This window comes from Paenibacillus contaminans (genome assembly GCF_003285015.1).
GTDB lineage: Bacteria > Bacillota > Bacilli > Paenibacillales > NBRC-103111 > Paenibacillus_V > Paenibacillus_V contaminans.
Genome location: NZ_QMFB01000025.1, coordinates 117125 through 135104, shown reverse-complemented (window position 1 = coordinate 135104; position 17980 = coordinate 117125). Strand labels below are relative to the sequence as shown.

Genomic DNA, 17980 nt, shown 5'->3' with positions numbered 1-17980 from the left:
CCATCTTTTGTTAACCGCCTAGATGCTAGGCTTTTTTCAAGTGTCCTTGACAAAGGGTCCAGATCATACATTCCAAACTCCTTTTTGTCTCTCAAACCATTGTAATAGTTGGCTTTGAAGTTTTTCTTTATGTGTACCTTCGAATTTAACAAATGGGTCAAAATCATTCCAAACATCTAACTCAAACCAATCAACAGGTGAAAATACAACATTATTTTGTTCACAATAAGGGAATACCCAGTCATAATAGATTCCTTCTGCCTCTCCCCAAAATCCTCGTTTGGATTTGTCAGATAAATAAGTATTCCATGTATCGGGATGCACTTCCCCACAGATAACATCTGGCTTAAATTCTGTAATTAGATTTGCGTAAAGTTCTAAGTCGCAGTTATATCCCTCTATTCCATACATTGAACCTAAAATACCAACTACAGTCATTTGGGTTCCCCTTATCATTGATAAAAATTATATATTTTATTGTCGGGTCGTTTCTTCAAGATTTTTAACTGGAACTTGAAGATACGAAACACTTTTAAGTATTGTCTCTACCAAAACAATTCCTCCATTTTGTGTTAATTAGTTCAGACCGAGCTTCCTCCGGGAGGGCGGAAGACGGCTTCTCCGACGAGCGCTGGGACGCATTTCTCGCCGCTTATTTGCAGGAGCGGCCTCTACCGGAAATCGATCTGAACATGATCCCGACATTCGTGGCCATCCGGCAAATTTGGCTGATCGGTCTTCATACGGGAAATAGCCCCATCTGGGGCGCCTGGCAGGACGATCGTTATTTCGACCGCAAGCTGCGGTTTTTACGCGAATGGATGGAGACGCACCGGCTATAGCCAGTGCGAAAATCAACTCCACTCAATCAGGAAAATGGCGGGAATTACAATTGCCAACGGAGTGAAAATTGGCTGCGAATGTTATGAAAAGGATGTCACTTCGTCGCTTTTGTACTCCAGAATATCACCCGGCTGACAATCCAAAGTCTTACATATCGCTTCTAATGTTGAAAAACGAACCGCTTTTGCTTTCCCATTTTTCAGAATGGAAAGATTCGCCATAGTAATTCCAACCCTCTCCGAAAGTTCTGTTACGCTCATTTTCCTTTTTGCCAACATCACATCAATATTGATGATAATCGCCATGATATTCACCTCAGATCGTTAAATCATTTTCTGATTTTATATTAATAACTTCTTGTAAAAGTCTTTGGAGAACGGCAGCAAAAACGGCGATCACCATAGAGGCGAAAATAATGACCAATCCCATTGGCATGAAACTTGGAGGGTCAATTTTCTTCGCCATGAGATAATAGAGTGGCATACCTAGCAGGTACAAGGTACTGATTGTGACGGCACAGTACTTTATATTCTTTAAAGCCTTTACGGATAATTCCGAGAAGGCTTGGTTCTTATCAATATAGCTTAAAATTTTAAAAGCTTGATACAGAGCAAAGTAAAAAGGTATCGCTGCCGCGTACATATCGATTATAACGAGAGATTTCATATAAGCGATATCTGGATACAATTCTCCAGCAAAATCCCCGATTTTAGGCACCACAAATATGCACAATGCAAGAACTGGGATTCCAATAAAAATATTAGCCATCTTCAAAAAAAGTGTTGTTCCCCGTTTCATAAAGAGCACCTCGCTAATTTAATTATAAAATGACTTTAACACGTAATTTATTGTTTAACAATAAATTAGTATCGTTTTTTATTATATCGTTATTGTTAATGGAATATCCTTCTTATTTTAAGCAAAAAATAAAAGCATTTCTCAATACAAAGGAATGCTCTTACTTTACAATGTTACATTTACAATTTGTTCAACAAAACTGCCCGTTACTTTAATAACCCAAAAAAAGAGACCCACAGCAACGGACTGTGAGTCTTAATTTTATATATTTTAAAGGGGGTCGAGTTTCTTGTCTCGCAGAAGAAGCGACTGATTCCTCGGTAACACTTCTAATATATTTATGGTAAACTATTTAAATATTTGACAAACCGCAGTTCCCCCCATCATCACCTCTATATAAAGGTCTGAACGCGATGATGCTAGTAAAATATACTAGAACAAGATGCGCTGCCGCCTGTTTGAATGGTCACAAGTAAGTACCATAATGGGTGAAGCTCTCATAGTGAAAGGAATTGGCTATGTGAAAAATAGAAAGACGCTCACTCTAATTATGATCGCTGTCACTCTATTGACAACGTACTTTGTCCTTCACTCATTTCGTGTATTCGACTCCAATACATTCGTGGCGAAAAATGGTGTTCTTTCATTGCAGCACTGGGATTGGCAGGATAAAAAAACTATTGCGCTTGATGGAGAATGGGACTTCTATCCAAATGAATTAATTGTGCCAAGCCCGGATGAGGATGTCTTTGAACGTTATAAGAATAACCGCCAATCCATTCCAGTACCTGCAGCGTGGGATCGGTATAGAACTGAGAACGCTACTCCTTATGGAACAGGCACGTATCGCTTGCTTATTCATGTTCCGAAGGATGACCGTTACGGTGTAAAACTGAATACGATTCGAAATGCCAACAAAGTGTATGTAAACGGGGAGGAGCTTGGCTCAGCAGGTATTCCTTCAAAAAGCACCGAAGAATATCGCTTCGATTACAAAAAGTATGTCGTACTGGAAAATAGTAAAAATAAACAAATAGAGCTTGTTTTACTAGTTGCTAATTATGACTATGCCGTTGGCGGTATTGTCAATTCGCTCTATTTCGGTCCAGCCGATCAAATATTAGCAAAACAAGGCCGTGAAAAATTCATTGAAGCCTTTCTCATTGCCGGCTATTTTCTCTTTTCATTTATATACTTTACGACATACTTACAACACAAACGGAAATTCCGGTATGAGCTGTACTTCAGTCTATTTAGTTTAGCGCAAGCTGTACATATATCTACGATAAATGAAAGATGGATCTACTTACTATTTCCGGAGCTCAGCCCATCCTCACAACTAGGAATACAAGCCATTTCACTTACATTGTTCGTATTGTTTTTCCTATTATTTGTTTATCATTTCTTCAACATGTCTGCCAGCAAAAGGATCGTCACTGCATTAAGTGCAATCTTAGGATTTCAAGCCTTGGCGGTGTGTGTGTTAAACATGACCATTGATCTAATGGTAAAGGTTCCATTTCCACTCATTCAACTCATTGTTTCAGGGACTACGGCTATTGGTTATGTGTATATTTTTATTATGCTGCTAAAAGCCTATAAACAAAAAACGGATGAGTCCGACTATGTGCTGATCATCGTTTTTGCTTTTGCTGTTTATGGTATTCTACTTGCAATTGTCCTGCTATTTGATGTGGATATCGAAATCCCGTCACTTCTTTTGTTTTTAATTATGGTGATGAGCTTGGCGCTACTAATGAGTCACCGTTCACAGCAGGCATATAATAAAGTGGAGGAACTGTCTAATGAATTGCTTGAATTCGACCGAATGAAGGATGAATTTCTAGTCAAAACATCACACGAGCTCGGCACTCCGCTCCACGGCATTATGAATCTTTCTCAATCGCTGCTGGAGGGTGAAGAAGGGCCTTTAAAAAGAAAACAACAAGAAAGTGTTATTCTGATACACTCGGTTAGTAGAAGATTGGCAGGCTTGGTTAAGGAGCTTTTATTTATTTCCAAAATAAAGCAAGGTGAGGTTTCATTTACATCCAGACCGATCGAAATTCGAATGATTGAGGAAGTGCTCGCTGAGATTGCCTATGTCATGCCGCCCGCTCCGTCTGTTCAATTGATCAATACGATCCCAGAAAACTCGCCGCTTGTCTACACCGATGAGCAAAAGCTAAAGCAAGTTTTCTTCAATCTGATCTACAATGCGATAAAATTCACTAAGCAGGGAACAATCACGATCTCCGCTCAAATCATAGAGGAACAGATGCACATATCGGTTGAGGATACAGGTCCAGGTATTGCTGTAGAGTACCATGACCTCATATTTACAACCTTTTATCAAGTTGAAAGCAGCCGGAGCAGAGAATCGGAAGGACTTGGTTTGGGATTAAGCATTACCAAGAAAATTGTGGAGAGTGCAGGCGGACGTATTTGGGTAACTTCAGATATAGGTAAAGGCTCATGCTTCACCTTCACGATCCCACTGGCTACTAATCAGCAGCTATTCGAGCATAACGAAATAAACAATCACGAAATGAACGAACAAGTTACGTCTGCCCAAATGAAAAATCGGGAGATGAAGCAGCCGCAGGTTATCCTGCCTACAAAAGTGAAAGGATCGAAACCGTATACGATATTAGTTGTAGATGACGAGCCTGCCAATTTGAAGGTGCTTATTAATAGGCTTCATTCGCTTCAATATAGCGTAATTGCAGTAGGCAGCGGGCAGGAAGCACTCGACATCATTGAAACGGAAAAAGTGGATCTAATAATTTTAGATTTAATGATGCCCCATATGACAGGATATGAGGTCTGCAAAACGATCAGACAGGATCAGGACTTAGTAGACTTGCCTATCATCATATTAACAGCCGCAGGACAATTGTCTGACTTAGTTGTATCCTTTCAATTAGGTGCCAACGATTACTTGCAAAAGCCTGTTAATTTGAAGGAATTAGAGATGCGAATCGAGTCCTTATTATTGATGAAAAAATCAGCACAGGATGCTCTGGAGCATGAACTCAGCTACTTCTACACTCAGATTACACCGCATTTTTTATACAATACACTCAATTCGATTATTATGCTAAGTTGGACTGACCAGCAAAAAACCCAAACTGCATTAGAACATCTTTCTACCTATTTTCGAGGAAAGCTGGATTACCAGAAGCAGCGCTCACTCATCCCTTTGGAGGAAGAAATACAATTAGTGAAGGCGTACTTATCGATAGAACAAATGCGCTTCGAAGAAAGGCTTCATATCGAATACAATATCGACGAAACGATTCAAACCTATATCCCAGCAATGACACTACAACCGCTAGTAGAAAATGCTGTTTGTCATGGGATCTCCAAAAGTAAAAATGGTGGAACGCTGCGTCTTACTATCGAGCGGGAGCAACAGCATATCCAAATCACAATCGAGGACAATGGTGTGGGGATTCCTCTAGATAAGCAGCAAGAGCTATTGCGTGGTCGAAATGAGCGATTGGGCTTTACAAATCCATTTAGAAAGCTTTCGCTTATTAAAGGAACTCGTTTTCAAATGAACAGTGAAGTGGGCAAAGGGACAACGATCATCATTCATATGCTCGAGATCAAAGACAATAGGCAATTGTTCTAATTTTCACTCATACATAAGTGAAAACACCTAATCAACCAAGATGTTCATGCAAAGCTCCCCTTTACATATAAGGTACGAACAGGGGCCGTTTTCCCATCACAATTTACTAATTCCACGTGAAGCCCTAATCGATTCCACAACGAAATGAAGGACGTAAAATTAAATTACGTCCTTCATTCGTCTCCAACTCCTTTATTCACTCACTCAACCCGATCGCCGGCAGCCTGCTGAATCACCTATTGAGCTTTCGTACCCGCTAGCTCAACGGGCCTACGCGATTTATTAAAAATTTTCTAATCTCGATTAAGATACGGATATTATAGTTTTCTTGCTTTGATTACAAAAGTTACAGGAAGCATCTTTGCTTTTTTTGCAAATTTGCTGTTCCCCCGTGATTGGATAATTTCATCATCAGATTGCTCAATCATTTGTTCAATTAAAAAGCCCGCCTTTGCCAACGCATTCACATAGGTTGATAGTGTACGGTCAGATAATGCTAGCGTACTTTCTTCAAGAGATGACGAATACCAGGATTCATCGAAATAACATTTTTTAAAAACAAAAGTATTATTATCTTCAACAACACATTTGTGTATAGGGTGGGACCAACTGAAAATAAATGCGCCACCTTTTTTTAGGTATGAAGCAATCCTGCGAAAAGTACCCTCCAGGTCGGTTGTCCAGCCTATTGCATAAACCGAATAAACAAAGTCAAAATAATCCTCTGGTATGCCACATTCTTCTTCCATGGGAGAACAGATTAATTTTGCTGAAAGACCGCACTTCGTCAAATGTTGCTTTGTCTTTTCGATTTGGTTTTCTGATATATCCATACCCCATAATTCAGATGCTTTGCGTTCCCCCAAATATTGCAAAGAATGACCGCTTCCACATCCTATTTCCAGCATCTTTTTTCCTGTGACATCGCCAAAAAGTTGGCAATTTTCTTCTGAGACAAATGCTCCGTAAAGAGGAAGTGAGGTTGCTCCTATAACATCATTTCCCTTTGTATCCCAAAATAAGCTGTTTGTTTCATGAATAACACTCTTATCCATGTCGACCGCGATGGCGACAACCTCACTACCGCCTATTATGTTTGTTCTAGAAACAGAATTTTTGTCCATGCAGGCACCATCCCCCCAAATAAAAAAATATGAGCCCTAACGTCACCTTACTACATTAAACATTCGTGAATTGGTTAAATTATCCTGCCCATTAGTTGAGAAAACGGCAGCCGATCGTTCTGTCCGGCTGCCGTCAAGTATTTATATAGCCACTCCCGAAACTGCTACCAGCGAACACTTGCCGCTAACTCCCAGCAAATTTTCGGCTTCCCGTAGCGGTGCATATCCGTTTCCGTTAACACGTCAATCGCCCATCCGTCAAATAACCGCTCCAAGTCTGATTTGTCAAAGAAACGTTTGCGACGCCCCTCATGCTCATAGTAATGGTGTTCCAATTCGATGCCCTGCCCGGCACCGTAATGAACATCGCGTGTGGAATTCAAGCGGGCTAGCAGCAAACCTCCAGCGCCAACAACTCTCGCGATTTCGCTAACGATAGCAACAGTATCGTCCCAGTGAAAATAATGCAGTGACAAGTCCGCGACAATCGCCCTCGCGCTGCTATCCGGAAATGGCAATCCGCCCGTCATATTGAAAAGCATTGTTTCTGCGCCCGGAATATATTTGTGAATAATCTCCAACGCCTTTGAGGAGAAGTCGCAGGCGATGACCCGATAACCTCTTTCCGTTAAAAACAAAGAGTCGCAGCCAGAACCGCAGCCAAGATCAATGACCGGTCCATCTTGAGCCGATGCCAGCCTTGGCTCATATTTTTCCAGCCAAAAATCCCCTTGCGGTTTGCCGAGCTTCAGATCGGAAAACACCTCGTTCCACCGCTCAACTTCCAAACGCTTCGTCATAATCAGTTCCTCACTTTAGAGTGTATAAATGGATCCAAGGCAGCCGATCATCTGTCCGACTGACGTCGTGCAACGATTGTGCTATCGTTCCCGTAAGTTCAAACCAAATCCGCTATAAAAATGACATGTATACGCCCTTACCTTGTATTAACTTAAATCCGAGTTGCTTGTACAAAGTACGAGCTGGGGCATTATCATCATCTGTTTCTAGCTGTAATCGTGTGGCTTTGTTTAAAATAGCTTTGTACTAACGTACCCGTCCCTCGTAATCATGCATTCGTATCAAGCATCGCTGGTATATTTATTTCTTTCACACAAGACGCCTTGGAAAGGTTCACGACGCATTTAACCACTGAAACGATATCATGGAGGGGAATCTGTGTACCATTATAAGCCGATAAAACTTTCTCTATCCCGTCTTCATAAGGAATTTGGGTTGCAATTTCACCAGGATTTATACATGTTACACCTATTCCATACTTCTTTACATGTTCCCGTAATGAATTGCAAATACCACGTAATCCGAATTTTGAAGCTGCAAATGAAATTTGTGTAAAATCATTATTTTCAAGACCCGCAGTAGATCCGATTAAGAAGATTTTTGCGTTATCTGATTTTTTTAGATTTGGCAACAGCTTTTGGATACAAGTAATTGTGGATGTTACATTTACATTAATAATTTTTGCAATTTCGTCCGGGTCATCTTTCTCAAAATCATAGTCATCCCTAAATCCTTTGCTCTCCCAGATCCCAACATTATATATTAAAACGTCTACAGTAACGCCATTTAATGTTTTCGCAATCCTATTGCTTGCATCAGATAACGATAGGTCAGCGTCTATCCAATATCTATGGACGCCATCGTTAAGTTTCAAACTCTCCGGGAGACTTCTGGAAACCATCCATACGTTATCCCCCGTATCCGGCAATCCTTTGACGAATGCATCACCCAATCCTTTACTAGCTCCGAAGATAATAAAGTTTTTCATAATTTCCTCCCTTGCAGTTTTTTTCGTTTATTATATTATACATTTCTACTTTGTTAATAAATATGTTTAGTTAATTAAAAAGACAGGTTTCATGCTACCAATATTGGGGGGATCTTAGAATCTTTGCGTTATTCTGCCCGTTCGTTTAGCGATCATCCTAAAATTATACAACCTACATTTACATCAAATTTATGGGCAATAGGACTATATTCTTGTCACAAATCGGCACACATTCTTGTCATTCGTTTTTGAAAGAATGTGTGCCGAATAAAATGAAAACCCGCGATTTACGCGGGATTTAATCGGACTATATTCTTGTCATCCGACAAGTATTATTATTGATGACTGCCGCTACAGGCGGAGAATCCCTATTAACGGCTTGCTTTGCCACGCCGTTGTTCCCGTTCCAGCTCATCCCGTTGATATCCACTTTGCGGTTCGCCTGGGAGCGTAAGCGGATAGCGGTTTAGAAATTTGATTAACGATAATATAGTTGCCAACACTAAAACAATAAATATTATTTTATTATGTCAAAAACAATCGTTCCTAAGGGAGTCGACACAATTGGTCTAGCCACTTCTCCGTGAGCATCGCTTAATGGTATATTGAATAGAGCCATGTTCAGCACCTCGCTAACTTAATTAAACAAATCTGCCGTTACTTCAAAGGGAACAGGGAGCATCTGCCGCGGCGATCTGCTCCCTGATATTTGCACTATCGTACCCGTCGTAGTTTAGCGACGTTTCGATATAGCCGGGGGCCGCGTCCTTGCTCACGGAGAGCACGATTAAATCGGAGGCTTGCGCCGCGAGCATACCGTCCAAATCGCAAACGTCGGGACGCCCACTGCCGCTCGATCCGACGGGCCTGCTCCTCGTCGCAGATCACCATGCCGCCCACTCGAAACCGCTCCGGCATACCTGCGCGATGCGCAAAAAAATTGGGGGCGGAAGCCGCGCCCTCTGATAATGTTAAATACCGTTGGCCTAGCCATGGTCGACTCACCTTTTTCCATAAGCGTATCGGCAAAAATCCAAAGTCTGGAGGACTTCGGCGGATTGAGTTCCGGCTCCGTTCGCATTTATAATAGAAGCTGATAAATAGACCAGAAAGAAAAGGTGTCATTGATGAGCATATTAAATGTAGAACGGTTAAGTCACGGATTTGGTGACAGGGCGATTTTTAACGATGTGTCCTTTCGGCTTCTCAAGGGGGAGCATATCGGGCTGATCGGCGCGAACGGCGAAGGCAAGTCCACCTTCATGAATATTATTACGGGCAAGCTGCAGCCGGATGATGGCAAGATCGAATGGTCCAAGCGGATGCGCGTCGGCTACCTTGATCAGCATGCCGTGCTGAATAAGGGGATGACGATCCGCGACGTGCTGAAGGTCGCGTTTCAGTACCTGTTCGATATGGAGCAGGAGATGAACGACATGTACGCCAAGATGGGCGAGGTGTCGCCTGAGGAGCTGGAGCAGTTGCTCGAGGACGTCGGCACGATTCAGGATACGCTGACGAATCAGGATTTCTATATGATCGACGCCAAAATCGAAGAAACCGCACGCGGTTTAGGCTTGACCGACATCGGCCTGGATAAGGACGTTAACGACCTGAGTGGCGGACAGCGGACGAAGGTGCTGCTTGCCAAGCTGCTGCTCGAGAAGCCGGACATTTTGCTGCTGGATGAGCCGACCAACTACCTCGACGAGCAGCATATTGACTGGCTGAAGCGTTACCTGCAGGAATACGAAAATGCGTTTATTCTGATCTCTCACGATATTCCGTTCCTGAACAGCGTCATCAACCTCATCTACCACATGGAAAATCAGGAGCTCGCCCGCTACGTCGGCGACTACGATCATTTCCAGCAGGTCTATGAGATGAAAAAGCAGCAGCTGGAGTCCGCCTTTAAACGCCAGCAGCAGGAAATCGCCGACCTTAAGGACTTCGTGGCGCGCAATAAGGCGAGTGTGGCCACGCGGAATATGGCGATGTCACGTCAGAAGAAGCTCGACAAGATGGAAGTGATCGAGCTGGCGAAGGATAAGCCGAAGCCGCAGTTCAACTTCAAGGAAGCCCGGGCGTCGGGCAAACTGATTTTTGAAACCTCAGAGCTCGTGATCGGTTACGACAGCCCGCTGTCGCGGCCGCTGAACCTGCGTATGGAGCGCGGGCAGAAGCTGGCACTCGTCGGCGCGAACGGCATCGGGAAAACGACGCTGCTGCGCAGCATCCTCGGCGAGATCCCGGCGTTGTCCGGCTCCGTCCAGCGCGGCGAGTATTTGCACATCGGTTATTTCGAGCAGGAAGTGAAGGAAGGGAACTACAATACGTGTATCGAGGAAGTTTGGACGGAGTTTCCTTCGTTCAATCAGTTTGAGGTGCGCGCGGCACTCGCGAAATGCGGGCTGACGACGAAGCACATTGAGAGCAAGGTCGCGGTGCTGAGCGGCGGCGAGAAAGCGAAGGTGCGGCTTTGCAAGCTGATCAACCGCGAAACGAATCTGCTCGTGCTTGACGAGCCGACGAACCACCTGGACGTGGACGCAAAGGATGAGCTGAAGCGTGCGTTGAAGGCGTACAAGGGCAGCATTCTGCTAATCTCACATGAACCGGAGTTTTACCGTGACATCGTGACGGAGACGTGGAATTGCGAATCGTGGACGACGAAGGTGTTTTAGGAATTGGGAACGAGGTGGGGCGTCGGCGTGATGGCCGGCGCCTTAATCATTTCACATTGTGAAGTCGGAGATGCTTCGGTCGCATTGGTGTGGGTTGGAGAAGCCAGTGATTACGCGGATGCGGAAGATGATAGCGATGTTGCGACAGATGCAAATAAAAAGAAAAAGGGCGCCTACAATGTTGCGGGCGCTCTCCTTTGATTCCGGCGTTCTGTACATCGGAATTGCTATAGTTCAAAGCCGTGTGGTCGCTCTTGTTCGAATCCGAATTTTAGGTAGTACGACGGGTGCCCGATGAGAAACACAGGCGTGTCGCATGAATAACAAGTTATTTTTTCTTCACAGGTATCCAAATCTCCCCGGTAATATGCCCTGTCATTCCATAATACATTTCGAAGGTAGGGCCTTCAACCTGTTCGTATTCCGATGTCGGAAACCATTCGGAATAAATCCGTCCCCATAACTTTATTAAATCACATTGCGGTTCCGGGAAAATCGCCCACGTTAATGCCGGGATAGAAAGTTTTGTAAATCTCTCCGGAATTTCAAGCCCTTTTGGCAAAAAGTAACTTACCATGTATTTAAAAGATGTTCCTGTATGATCATATAAGGCAGCATGCAAGATGGTGTTACTAAAGCGTCCCAGTAATCCATTCATCTCTTCAACACTGCCGTCTACATCACATTGTTGACGGAATTGAGCAACTTCAGCATATACTTTTTGGGGGTCGGATTTGACCAGACCATAAGCTCCAAACATCTCAAAAGACCCTTTTGATTCGATGCGGTAATTCATTTCGACATCTCCTTTTATTGAAATGTGAAAGGACATTCGAGGATAGGCTTTTAGAGAAACGCCTTTATCGCGCGCAGATATTGGCACGATCCCATGAAGATTCTTAAACGCCCGTGCAAACGCTTCTGGCGAATCATATCCATATTTCATAGCTACATCAATAACCTTTGCATCTGTTGTCTGCAGTTCAAATGCTGCCAATGTCAACCGTCGACGTCGAATGTACTCAGATAACGATACTCCAGTAATAAACGGAAACATTCTTTGAAAATGATAAGTAGAGCAACAGGCTCTCTGCGCTATTTCATCATATGAGATATTGTCCGCTAGGTTTGTTTCAATATATTCCATGGCGCTATTCATCCTGTCCAACCAATCCATCGTTACCCTCCCTTCAAGTTAAATTTTATCGCAGATAAAAAATGAATACCGTGCATTTTCTGCACGAAAATGTCAGCATATCGGAATTAGTGGTTCTCCCTCTATTGGTGCGTTCATCGCAGAATTTCGTCAACATAAAGTTTTCGCGAAGTTATTGAACTTCCTGCCCGTTAGTTGAGAAACGGCAACCGATTGTTTTGGCCGGCTGCCGTTTTAAGTTTTATCGAGTTAATGGACCCGATAGTTTAACCACGAACTAAATTTAGCATGTTTTCGTTTTTTCTATAGCTTTCAGGCGCTTTATATCCTGTCTAGGCGGGAATCCGAACATTCGAGAATACTCACGGCTGAATTGCGAGGGACTTTCATAGCCTACTCGAAATGCTGCATCAGTGGCGTCTTCTGACTCCGTTAATAATAGGCGGCGGGCTTCCTGAAGCCTCAGTTGTTTTTGGAACTGAATCGGGCTCATGGCAGTTACTTCTTTAAAGTGTCGATGAAACGAAGAAACACTCATATTCGCTATTTCGGCAAGTTCTTCAATCCGAAATGAAAGAGCATAATTATTCGTGATATGGTCGATCACGTCTTTGATTTGACGGGCGGAGCTACCCTCTATTGCAATTTGTTCAAGCGTAGCCCCATGCTGTCCTTGCAGAATCCTATACAGAATTTCCTTCGTAAACAACGGGGCAAGGATCGGGATATCCTTCGGTTCGTCCAGCAAACGAGCTAACCGGATGACTGCATCCAACAAAGGCATCTCCATCCGGCTGACAAACATTCCTCGCTTTGCATATTCTCTCGGTCCTACACGAATTTCTGAATCACGCAGAACCTCTAGGATTTGTTTCGCCGTAAATTCAAGTTTGAAACCAAGATATGGAACGTCAGGGGTGGCTTCAGTTACTTGGGCGGTAACCGGCAGGTGAACGGATGCAACAAGGTAATCGGCAGGACTATACCTAAACCGTTCTTGTCCCAACCATACCTCTTTCGCGCCTTGAACCACAATACAGAAGGAAGGTTTGTAAACACCATGGTTTGGTACGGACGCATTGGAGTCGCGCATAAAAAATAAGGACGGAATAGAGGTTGGGTGAACACCGTCCTTTTCTGAGTAACGCTCAATAATTTTGGCCAGCTCATTCTGCTGTTTTGTAATTATTTCAGACATTTAATCCTCCCTGTTCATTCCTTCTTTAGCTCGAGTATAGTCCATATTTAACTGTTTCATAAGTGGTAGTGAGAGGATTAGGCAAACATTTGGTACGAATGGGATAACCTTCGCTTTGTCATCCGGTGCATAATAAGGAGATGAAGGCAGCGATTAAGTGAGCTTGGTATGGATGTAATGGATAGGAATAAGTCGATTTAAACATAATAATAAAAATCAGGAGGATTTGCATGAAAAGAGTAGTATTGAACAATGGTGTTGAAATGCCAATTATCGGTTTTGGCGTTTTTCAGATGGCTGATCTAAATGAATGTGAACAAAGCGTTTATGACGCCATTACGGCAGGCTATCGTCTGATTGATACAGCTGCCTCTTATATGAATGAAGAAGCAGTTGGCAAAGCCATCAAACGGAGTGGCGTGGCGAGAGAGAAATTGTTTATCACCACGAAACTTTGGGTGCAGGATGCCGGTTACGAGCGCACAAAGAAAGCATTCGAAACATCGCTGCAAAGATTGCAGTTGGATTATTTGGATCTGTATTTGATCCATCAGCCATTTGGCGATGTGCACGGTTCATGGCGCGTAATGGAGGAACTGTATCGAGAAGGAAAGATCCGCGCCATCGGGGTTAGTAACTTCCACCCGGATCGCCTGATCGATTTGATCATTCATAATGAAGTTATCCCAGCCGTAAACCAGGTGGAAACACACCCGTTCAACCAACAAATCGAAAGTGCGGCATTCATGAAAGAGAACAATGTTCAAATCCAATCCTGGGCGCCTTTCGCCGAAGGCAAAAATAACTTGTTCCAGAACGAGGTATTGGTGTCCATAGCCGAGATGCACAAGAAAACCGTCGCACAAGTGGTTTTACGGTGGTTGACGCAAAGAGAAATCGTCGTGATTCCGAAGTCGGTTCGTAAAGAAAGAATTATTGAAAACTTCAATATCTTCGATTTCGAACTAAGCCAAAAAGATATGGAATCGATTGCTACGTTGGATACAAAAGAGAGCCTGTTCTTTTCACATCGTGATCCAGTTATGGTGAAGTGGATCGGTACCCGCAAACTCGATATCTGATCATCTTTTGAATAATAAAATAGATTCCACAAAATATGGAGCAGATGGCACTTGGCCATCTGCTCCATATTTCGTTTGCAGTATCTAAACATTCATTAGGCAAATCTGCCCGGTACTTCAATGAAAATGAGGAGTGCATCGCTGCAAGCTCCTCAACTATCGTACCCGTTAGGGTGATGCTAATCGCCACTTACTCGAATTTTTTGCACATTCTTATCCAAAATAGCATCTAACAAAGACTGTACTGTTGTATGGTATTCAGCAGTCATAAGAGGCTTATAGTTAATCAGGTCATTTATCAATCCTTCCAATGTCTTTCCGCTGAATTCCTGGTTTGTTCGATAATAATCGCTTAATTTTCTGAGAAATAAATAACACGCCCAACGTTTATGGGATGCAAATATCTCTTTATGTACTTCTTCTTCAATTTTAAGTATCGAAACGAGTCTGTTATTATTATCGAACAATAAAACATCAAACCCCATTAAAAACCTCCATCATCACGCTAAATAAACTGTATCATAATCGATTTTGTTACTAAACTACCCGTTAATCTAACCGTGTTGATTTGATAATATGGTCGAACCTTGCGGCTAACTCAACAAACTTCTCACCACAGTCACTGCTTATTGAAATCTCCTGATAGGCCCCTGTTGGCGCAAATAAGATTTTAAGCTCCGATATCACTTTACGATCTCTTTGTTCAAGCCGTTGTCTAATTACATCCAAATCAGTTATAACATCCTCAACTTTTTCATATCTCGACCATATAACATTGGTATTTGGCGAATCGAAAAAGTTTCTTATTTCGATTAGTAAATCCAATAAATCATCATAGCCTTGCAATGGCCGCACCTCATTTCAAATCCATTTGGTTGCCTCTTATTGAATTGATACCTTTAGGATTCAACATGGTGTTACACAATCCTGCCTATTAGCTGAAAAGCCTGCCGGATTCACGCCAACAGGCTTAGTTGAAAAATCAACCCTTTTTTGAAGAACTCTTACACATGTTCATTTCGCAGGATATATCCTAACTGACTCTATAATTTCCTTAATTCCTTTATTCTGCTCTTTTGTAACCTTATAACCCTGACTACTACTATCTGAGAACACTATCATACCTTCGCTTTCTGAAGGAAGCCATAATTGAATAGAAGAAGGGGTTATGTTTTTATCTTTTAAAACAATTTCAGCTTCATAGTCTGGAGGAATGACTTTTAGATCACCAGGCATCGGCTCTGCCGTCTGCATTGTATTCAGAATAAAATCTATTTTCTTTCGATCCTGGACAACAGCTGTAGTTCCTTTGTTTCCTTTTGGATCTATCATATATACAATGATCTCTTTGACATCTTCATTACTCCAATCCTCGATACATTTAGCGTTCTTGTTTGAACACTCTTTTCCGCTGTTGCAACCCGTAAACAATAAAATGACGACAGTTACACAAATTATTATTTTTTTCATCCAGATAATCCCCTATCATAACTATTGACATGTGTTCTACTGGACGTAGAAAGGTGCTATTTAGTTGCGTTATCTTGCCCGTTACTTAAACAAATAAAGAGGAGCCGCCGCTTGGCAAGCTCCTCCGCAATCGTACCCGTTTAGCTTAATCAACCTTCTACGCTTTACCACATATATGTGATACGGTTTTCCGCGCTGTCTATAACGACAAGTTTAGGACCATCCCACAAAGGATGGATGGCCCTATCATTGAGCCAAAATGAAATCAATTTGTTCGGCTCAGTTATGATAGCTCCAGGCATTTAAGCGGTTACCATCAGGATCGTAGAAATGGAAGCATTTTAACCGATCCCCGACGATTTCGCTTGTTTCGATTCCCCGTTCTATCAACCAGCGACGTGCCTCGAACAAATCGCTTCTTTTCTTGATTTGCAAATAGAGCCGCGCGCTTGGGTTTGTCCGATGCGGGTGTGACCCGGCGGGAACTTTCTGCAGCCATACGAAGTCCCACTTATACCTTTCATCGCGCATAAGGGCAAAGCCCTGATCCATGTAGTTTTTTTTGCCCGGCTTCAAGCCGAGCGTCTTCTCATACCATTCCTGTGATGCCGCTAGATCGGTCACCCCCAGCCACAATGGTTTTAAGCCGTAACATAATACTCTAGACTCGGGATGTTTGCCTTCGAGCTTGCGATCCTCAGTCAAGGTCAGTTTGGCTCCGCCAAAGGCGACGATATCCGCGGCCAATGTACCGTCCGGGAGAAACACCGGTTCTGCACTTTCCACGCCATGTCCCCGGAAATATTCCAGCGCTTGCTCCAAATTTGCGGTGCGAAAACAAAATCGGGAATGACCTTCCGCGGTGCCTTCAGACGTGAAATGCTCGTTGCCCGGGTCATAAGCAAGCAGATTGGCTTGTCCTTTCTCTGGCATCTTGAAAAAGGCGATTCGGTATCCCGTCCCCTTCAGCCTCCACCCCATTTTTTCGCGATACCATCCCACCGCCTCTTCAAACTGCTCATTTGGCACCATAATAAATCCGCCATCGAAGCGAAAGTTCGGCGTGGTCATAACTTCCGTCTCTATCCTTGAAATACTTCCGGCCATCTCTACCATTTTCTCGATACCTCCAGTGTTTAATTTCACCTCTTGTCTAATTGATGCCGGCCGACAGGTTAATCTAACAAGTAATCAATATTTTTGTAAAATATTCTCTATCCTTAGGGTCCAATCCTTCCAGTTAGCCATAAGATCTTGCTGCAGGAACGCATTATCTAGAAGTAAATATTTTATTAGTCGCCTAACACTAACTGTTCTCGGTGTTCAGGCAAGAGGATCCGAGACGCGCACACTGCAAAAACCAGCCCACGCAAGAGCGAGGGCTGGCTTGTATGAAAGCAGGTATTATCCTTTGAGCGAACCTGCCGTCATCTGCATAAACGATTTGTTGGCAAACACGTAAACGATGAGTAGGGGCAGGATCGACAGACAGGCGCCGGCCATCATATAGTGCGTTTGCGCAGCCGCAGCAGCGCCGTAGCGTAAGTTGGACAAGCCTACCGTGAGCGGCTGCAATTTCGGCTGGCTCATCGTGAACACGAGCGGCATAATGTATTCATTCCAAGCCGCACGGAACGTAAACAGCGCCGATACCCCCAGCCCCGGCCCAAGCAAAGGCAGGATGATCCGCCAATACGTGCCCAGCATCGAGCTGCCGTCGATTTTGGCGGCCTCGTCCAGCTCCCGCGGAATTGCCTTGACGAAGCTAAACAGGATGAAGTAAGTGGCTGCGTGGGCGCTGACCAGCAAAATAACGACGCCCCACAGCGAAGTTTGCAAGTGCAGCGAGACCATGATTCGGAATTGCGGATGCAGCACCAGCGGACCGACAGAGATAAACATCGTGGCCGCTTGAATGAAGATATACATCCGTCTGCCCATGAATCGCAGCCGATCCACCCCATAGGCAGCCATCGAAGCGACAAGCAGCGTTCCCACTGTCGTGGCTAGACTGATAAACAAGCTGTTCCACGTATAACGGGAAAAATTGGCCGTCTTCCATGCCTCCTCGTAGTTGGAGAAGTGCCAAGTCTCCGGCAGTATGGTAGCGCCGGCGGTCAACTCGGCGTTCGTTTTGAACGAACCGAGGATGGCCACAAGCACCGGAAATAGCGTGAGAAACGCCATGACCAGCAAAAA

At 43.6% G+C, this 17980-nt stretch carries 18 protein-coding genes; 5 read left to right on the top strand and 13 right to left on the bottom strand.

Annotated elements, in window-relative coordinates; all coding sequences use genetic code 11:
- Positions 1-63: 63 nt before the first annotated feature.
- Positions 64-438: a hypothetical protein gene (locus tag DQG23_RS31240; RefSeq protein ID WP_113034956.1), complete on the bottom strand. Its 375-nt coding sequence runs from the start codon at positions 436-438 to the stop codon at positions 64-66.
- 131 nt (positions 439-569) lie between these two features.
- Here DQG23_RS31240 and DQG23_RS41930 point away from each other — a divergent pair, with 131 nt between their 5' ends.
- Positions 570-842, top strand: coding sequence for an aminoglycoside phosphotransferase/kinase family protein (locus DQG23_RS41930; protein ID WP_146762416.1), 273 nt, complete (start codon positions 570-572; stop codon positions 840-842).
- A gap of 81 nt (positions 843-923) precedes the next feature.
- On the opposite strand, the gene DQG23_RS31235 is transcribed toward DQG23_RS41930, so the two are convergent.
- Both DQG23_RS31235 and DQG23_RS31230 read right to left on the bottom strand, forming a co-directional pair.
- Complete coding sequence (locus DQG23_RS31235) at positions 924-1148, bottom strand: helix-turn-helix domain-containing protein (RefSeq protein WP_113034955.1); 225 nt, start codon at positions 1146-1148, stop codon at positions 924-926.
- Between the two features lie 10 nt (positions 1149-1158).
- Positions 1159-1641, bottom strand: coding sequence for a DUF2975 domain-containing protein (locus DQG23_RS31230; protein WP_113034954.1), 483 nt, complete (start codon positions 1639-1641; stop codon positions 1159-1161).
- Positions 1642-2143: 502 nt separating this feature from the next.
- On the opposite strand from DQG23_RS31230, the gene DQG23_RS31225 reads away from it, so the two are divergent.
- Positions 2144-5278 carry an ATP-binding protein gene (locus DQG23_RS31225; RefSeq protein ID WP_158560788.1) on the top strand — a complete coding sequence of 1045 codons (3135 nt, stop codon included), beginning with the start codon at positions 2144-2146 and terminating at the stop codon, positions 5276-5278.
- 317 nt (positions 5279-5595) lie between these two features.
- Here the strand turns inward: DQG23_RS31225 and DQG23_RS31220 are convergent, their stop codons facing one another.
- The 3 genes from DQG23_RS31220 to DQG23_RS31205 all read right to left on the bottom strand — a co-directional run bounded on the left by DQG23_RS31220 (position 5596) and on the right by DQG23_RS31205 (position 8191).
- Positions 5596-6402 (bottom strand): class I SAM-dependent methyltransferase, encoded by an 807-nt coding sequence (locus DQG23_RS31220; protein WP_113034952.1) that lies wholly within the window; start codon positions 6400-6402, stop codon positions 5596-5598.
- A 164-nt stretch (positions 6403-6566) separates the two neighbouring features.
- The gene (locus DQG23_RS31215; RefSeq protein ID WP_113034951.1) at positions 6567-7202 is read right to left on the bottom strand and encodes a class I SAM-dependent methyltransferase; all 636 of its coding nucleotides are present in this window, start codon (positions 7200-7202) and stop codon (positions 6567-6569) included.
- Between the two features lie 269 nt (positions 7203-7471).
- Entirely contained in the window at positions 7472-8191 is a 720-nt protein-coding gene (locus DQG23_RS31205; protein WP_113034950.1) for an SDR family NAD(P)-dependent oxidoreductase, read from the bottom strand.
- A gap of 1127 nt (positions 8192-9318) precedes the next feature.
- On the opposite strand from DQG23_RS31205, the gene DQG23_RS31195 reads away from it, so the two are divergent.
- Together DQG23_RS31195 and DQG23_RS42345 are read left to right on the top strand one after the other, a co-directional pair.
- Positions 9319-10875 (top strand): ABC-F family ATP-binding cassette domain-containing protein, encoded by a 1557-nt coding sequence (locus tag DQG23_RS31195; protein ID WP_113034948.1) that lies wholly within the window; start codon positions 9319-9321, stop codon positions 10873-10875.
- Positions 10876-10902: 27 nt separating this feature from the next.
- Positions 10903-11076 carry a hypothetical protein gene (locus DQG23_RS42345; RefSeq protein WP_158560787.1) on the top strand — a complete coding sequence of 58 codons (174 nt, stop codon included), beginning with the start codon at positions 10903-10905 and terminating at the stop codon, positions 11074-11076.
- Between the two features lie 127 nt (positions 11077-11203).
- Here DQG23_RS42345 and DQG23_RS31190 read toward each other — a convergent pair whose 3' ends face one another.
- Positions 11204-12052 carry an AraC family transcriptional regulator gene (locus DQG23_RS31190; RefSeq protein ID WP_113034947.1) on the bottom strand — a complete coding sequence of 283 codons (849 nt, stop codon included), beginning with the start codon at positions 12050-12052 and terminating at the stop codon, positions 11204-11206.
- Positions 12053-12314: 262 nt separating this feature from the next.
- The gene (locus tag DQG23_RS31185; protein WP_113034946.1) at positions 12315-13229 is read right to left on the bottom strand and encodes an AraC family transcriptional regulator; all 915 of its coding nucleotides are present in this window, start codon (positions 13227-13229) and stop codon (positions 12315-12317) included.
- 230 nt (positions 13230-13459) lie between these two features.
- Between DQG23_RS31185 and DQG23_RS31180 the strand changes: the two genes are divergently transcribed.
- A complete protein-coding gene (locus DQG23_RS31180; protein WP_113034945.1) occupies positions 13460-14311 on the top strand; it encodes an aldo/keto reductase in 852 nt (283 codons plus the stop codon).
- A 179-nt stretch (positions 14312-14490) separates the two neighbouring features.
- Here the strand turns inward: DQG23_RS31180 and DQG23_RS31175 are convergent, their stop codons facing one another.
- The 5 genes from DQG23_RS31175 to DQG23_RS31155 form a co-directional block, all read right to left on the bottom strand.
- Entirely contained in the window at positions 14491-14796 is a 306-nt protein-coding gene (locus DQG23_RS31175) for a hypothetical protein (RefSeq protein ID WP_113034944.1), read from the bottom strand.
- 64 nt (positions 14797-14860) lie between these two features.
- Positions 14861-15157, bottom strand: a complete 297-nt coding sequence (locus DQG23_RS31170) for a hypothetical protein (protein ID WP_113034943.1) — start codon at positions 15155-15157, stop codon at positions 14861-14863.
- A gap of 168 nt (positions 15158-15325) precedes the next feature.
- Complete coding sequence (locus DQG23_RS31165; protein ID WP_113034942.1) at positions 15326-15781, bottom strand: YhfM domain-containing protein; 456 nt, start codon at positions 15779-15781, stop codon at positions 15326-15328.
- A 279-nt stretch (positions 15782-16060) separates the two neighbouring features.
- Positions 16061-16897, bottom strand: a complete 837-nt coding sequence (locus DQG23_RS31160) for a VOC family protein (protein WP_113034941.1) — start codon at positions 16895-16897, stop codon at positions 16061-16063.
- A 288-nt stretch (positions 16898-17185) separates the two neighbouring features.
- The gene (locus DQG23_RS31155; RefSeq protein ID WP_238178128.1) at positions 17186-17968 is read right to left on the bottom strand and encodes a carbohydrate ABC transporter permease; all 783 of its coding nucleotides are present in this window, start codon (positions 17966-17968) and stop codon (positions 17186-17188) included.
- Positions 17969-17980 lie beyond the last annotated feature (12 nt).